Below are 4,122 nucleotides of genomic sequence, written 5' to 3'. Positions count from 1 at the left end.
GGGGTCAATTACCTAATTTTCAGGGAAAAAGTCCCTGAATTTACCCCTGATCACTCCCATATCTGGTACTTTTTGAGGGGAAAAAAGTCCAAAAGTCTTATCCAACAAGGTTTTTAGATTTATTCAGCAAGCCCTAAGTAGGTAGGCGTTAAAAATTATCAGACACCACCCTTATTAAGGTAGGGTTGATTCATGAATCAACCCTACTATGAATCAACCCTACTATGAATCAACCCTAGGACTAAGGGGGGATCGAACCTAAAATCCATTTTAAATTTAATTATAACCAGCTACTTATATTAAAAGTAACTCCTTCGTAAATTTCCTGAAAACTGAGAGCAAAATTGACAGAAGTTAAAGATAAACTGGCATTTTCACCCTCGTATTCCGTTAATAACCATTTATTTTCCTCAGTTTTGTTATACTGCATGATATATGGACGACTTTGACTAATGAGAATATATTCTTGCAATTCTGGCAGCGAACGATAATAAAGAAATTTATCGCCCTGGTCATAATTTTGAGTTGATTTTGAGAGGACTTCTACTATTAATCTGGGATTGGTAACAGTTGTCTTGCCAGTTTCATAATAAATCGGTTCACCCTCAATTAGCATCACATCGGGATAGGTTGCTTGACGATATTGCGCTATCCATAATTTCACATCACCGATAAAAATATTATATTTCTGTCCTTTGAGGGCAAATTTTAAATAAGCGGCAAAATTGAGAGCAATTTTATTATGATCGGTAGTGCCTCCTGTCATCGGTACGATTTCCCCATCTTGATACTCATTTTTATAGGCTGCCGTTTCCTCTAGTTCTAAATATTCGGCAAAGCTATAGGTACTTTTATCTGTGGCTATGGTCATAATTTAAGTAGCTGGTTATAATTAAATTAAAAATGGATTTTAGGTTCGATCCCCTCTGTCCCCCTTAATAAGGGGGGTGCCGATCTCCCCCTTATTAAGTAGGGTTGATTCATGAATCAACCCTACCCTTAATAGGGGGGCATCTGAAAGTTTTTAATACCTACCCACTTATTGATTAGCTCTCTCAATTGATTATAGCAATTATTATACTGGTGAGATACAAAAAAGTTACCAGAAATTAGCTATATTTACCCCAGCCAAAGATAACAGCTATCTTAATAAGACTCTTGAAAATTTTTAGCCAGCAACTAAACAGGAATTTGATCTCTCCCAAATGTGGGACAATTGACAAAGAACTAAGAATTGTAGAATCCCCCCATCATGACCTCGGAACTATCGAAGCAATACGATCCCAAGATCACAGAAACCAAATGGCAGCAATATTGGGAAAATCAAGAGATATTTACAGCAAACCCCGAAAAAGGCGGCGAAACCTACTGTATAGTCATCCCCCCTCCCAATGTTACCGGTAGTCTCCACATGGGTCACGCTTTCGAGAGTTCCTTGATTGATACACTTGTTCGCTACAAGCGCATGACCGGCAAAAATACCCTCTGGCTGCCAGGTACGGATCACGCTAGTATTGCAGTACAAGCTATACTCGATCGCCAATTAAAAGCCGAAAAAACCGACCGTTATCAACTAGGAAGGGAAAAATTCCTCGAACGCGCTTGGCAATGGAAAGAGGAGTCTGGTAGTACCATTGTTAATCAACTGCGACGCTTGGGGGTATCCGTCGATTGGACGCGGGAACGTTTCACCATGGATGAGGGACTTTCCCATGCTGTCCGTACTGCTTTTATCAAACTCTATGAGGACGGATTAATCTATCGCGGTCAATACTTAGTTAACTGGTGTCCCGAATCTCGATCGGCCGTTTCCGATTTAGAGGTAGAAAACAAGGACATTGAGGGAAATCTCTGGTATTTTCGCTATCCTCTCAGTGATGGTAGCGGTTATCTTCAAGTAGCCACCACAAGGCCCGAAACCATGCTCGGTGATGCTGGTGTAGCTGTCAACCCGCAAGACCGCCGTTATCACCATTTAATCGGCAAAACCGTCACTTTACCGATAATGGGGCGAGAAATCCCCATTATTGCCGATGAATTAGTGGATCTGGAATTCGGAACCGGTTGCGTCAAAGTTACGCCGGCCCACGATCCCAAGGATTTTGAGATGGGTAAACGCCATAATTTAGCCTTTATTAATATCATGAATTTAGACGGCAGTTTAAACGAAAATGCCGGAATATTCGCAGGTCAAGATCGTTTTGTTGCCCGCAAAAATGTCGTTAAAAAACTCGATGAAGACGGCTTTTTAGTTAAGATTGAAGCCTATCGCCATAGCGTCCCCTATAGCGATCGAGGTAAAGTTCCCGTGGAACCCCTTTTATCTACCCAATGGTTCGTTAAAATCGAACCTTTAGCCACAAAAGCTTTAGCCTGTTTAGACCAGGAAAACTCGCCCCGTTTTGTGCCAGAAAGATGGACAAAAGTTTATCGTGATTGGTTAGTTAAACTAAAAGATTGGTGTATTTCTCGACAACTGTGGTGGGGTCATCAAATTCCCGCTTGGTACATTATCAGTGAAACTAATAACGAAATTACTAACCATACTCCCTTCGTCGTTGCCCAGGATGAAACCTCCGCTTTAGCCAAGGCTAAACAGGAGTATGGAGAGGATATAATTCTTCAACAAGACCCCGATGTTTTAGATACTTGGTTTTCCTCGGGATTGTGGCCATTTTCGACTATGGGATGGCCAGAAAAAACCCTTGATCTAGACACCTATTATCCCACCACAACCCTCGTCACTGGTTTTGATATTATCTTTTTCTGGGTGGCCAGAATGACGATGATGGCGGGCTATTTTACGGGACAAATGCCTTTTAAAGATGTGTATATTCACGGCTTAGTTAGGGATGAAAACGGCAAAAAGATGTCTAAATCTGCCAATAACGGCATCGATCCCCTAATTTTAATTGATAAATATGGAACCGATGCTTTACGATATACCTTAATTCGAGAAGTGGCAGGAGCAGGACAGGATATCAGTCTGCAATATAACCGTAAAACCGATGAATCGGAATCCGTAGAAGCGGCCCGAAATTTTGCCAATAAAATTTGGAATGCTTCCCGTTTTGTCATGATGAATCTGGAGGGAAAAACCCCAGAAGAATTGGGTGAACCAGTTTTAGAAAATTTAGAATTAGCCGATCGCTGGATTTTATCTCGTTATCATCAAACAGTGCAAAAAACTAGAGATTATCTAGAAAATTATGGCATGGGGGAAGCGGCAAAAGGTCTATACGAATTTATCTGGCGCGATTTCTGTGATTGGTATATCGAGTTAGTGAAAACTCGTTTATGGAAGGATAAAGAATCGGTTTCCTGTGCTACGGCCCGGCAAACTTTGGCTTTTATCTTGGCAGGGACATTAAAACTATTACATCCTTTTATGCCCCATATTACCGAAGAAATTTGGCATAATTTAACCCAAGAAAATCAGCAGGTTTTGGCTTTAGAAACCTATCCAATAGCTGATAGTTCTCTGATCGATCTAGACTTAGAAAATACTTTTGATTTATTAATTGAAAGTATTCGGGTTTTGCGTAATTTGCGGGCCGAAGCGGGGATTAAACCGGGGGCAACGATCACGGCAATTTTACAGACAGAAAACAGCCAAGAATTAGCTATTTTGCAACGCGGACAAGTGTACTTAAAGGACTTGGCCAAGATCGAAAAGTTAATTTTGACGGCCAAATTAACCGAGGAAGTCAATCAAGCGATCGCCGGTGTTGTCGCTACGGTAGAAATCCTCATCCCCCTGTCCGGATTGGTTGATATATCGGTATTGGCTGGGAAATTAGCGAAAAATCTAGCTAAGGTAGAAGGGGAAATCAAGAGTTTGAGCGATCGCCTGAATAAACCTAGCTTTGTCGAAAAAGCTCCAGAAGCTTTAATCCAAAAAACGAAGCAAGCTTTAGCGGAGGCCGAAAAACAAGCCCAAATTCTCCAAGAACGCTTAAAACGTCTGCAATAGTCATTTTGTACTAATGGGACTTAAACGCCAAATAAAGATCAAATCGAGTATAATCGTTAAAGAGTAAGCACTTTACGTTGAAAGAGCAGCGATGAAAGAGACAACCCCAGCCGCGATGCCCCCATGCTTTGACCGATGGTGTCGGCGGT

The 4,122-nt window shown here is 41.3% G+C and carries 2 protein-coding genes; one reads left to right on the top strand and one right to left on the bottom strand.

Features of this window, described 5'->3' with window-relative positions; all coding sequences use genetic code 11:
• Positions 1 to 280: 280 nt before the first annotated feature.
• Positions 281 to 871, bottom strand: coding sequence for a Uma2 family endonuclease (locus tag O9295_RS13870; RefSeq protein ID WP_288033383.1), 591 nt, complete (start codon positions 869 to 871; stop codon positions 281 to 283).
• A 381-nt stretch (positions 872 to 1,252) separates the two neighbouring features.
• Here O9295_RS13870 and O9295_RS13865 point away from each other — a divergent pair, with 381 nt between their 5' ends.
• Positions 1,253 to 3,973, top strand: coding sequence for a valine--tRNA ligase (locus O9295_RS13865; protein WP_288033382.1), 2,721 nt, complete (start codon positions 1,253 to 1,255; stop codon positions 3,971 to 3,973).
• Positions 3,974 to 4,122: the final 149 nt, after the last annotated feature.

The organism is Microcystis sp. LE18-22.4A (genome assembly GCF_027531105.1).
Classification (GTDB): Bacteria; Cyanobacteriota; Cyanobacteriia; order Cyanobacteriales; family Microcystaceae; genus Microcystis; species Microcystis aeruginosa.
This window is presented reverse-complemented; position numbering and strand designations above follow the sequence as displayed.

What these genes read in the sequence shown, in the direction of transcription:
- O9295_RS13870 (WP_288033383.1), bottom strand. Translation starts at nt 871, where the DNA reads ATGACCATAGCCACAGATAAAAGTACCTATAGCTTTGCCGAATATTTA.
- O9295_RS13865 (WP_288033382.1), top strand. Translation starts at nt 1,253, where the DNA reads ATGACCTCGGAACTATCGAAGCAATACGATCCCAAGATCACAGAAACC.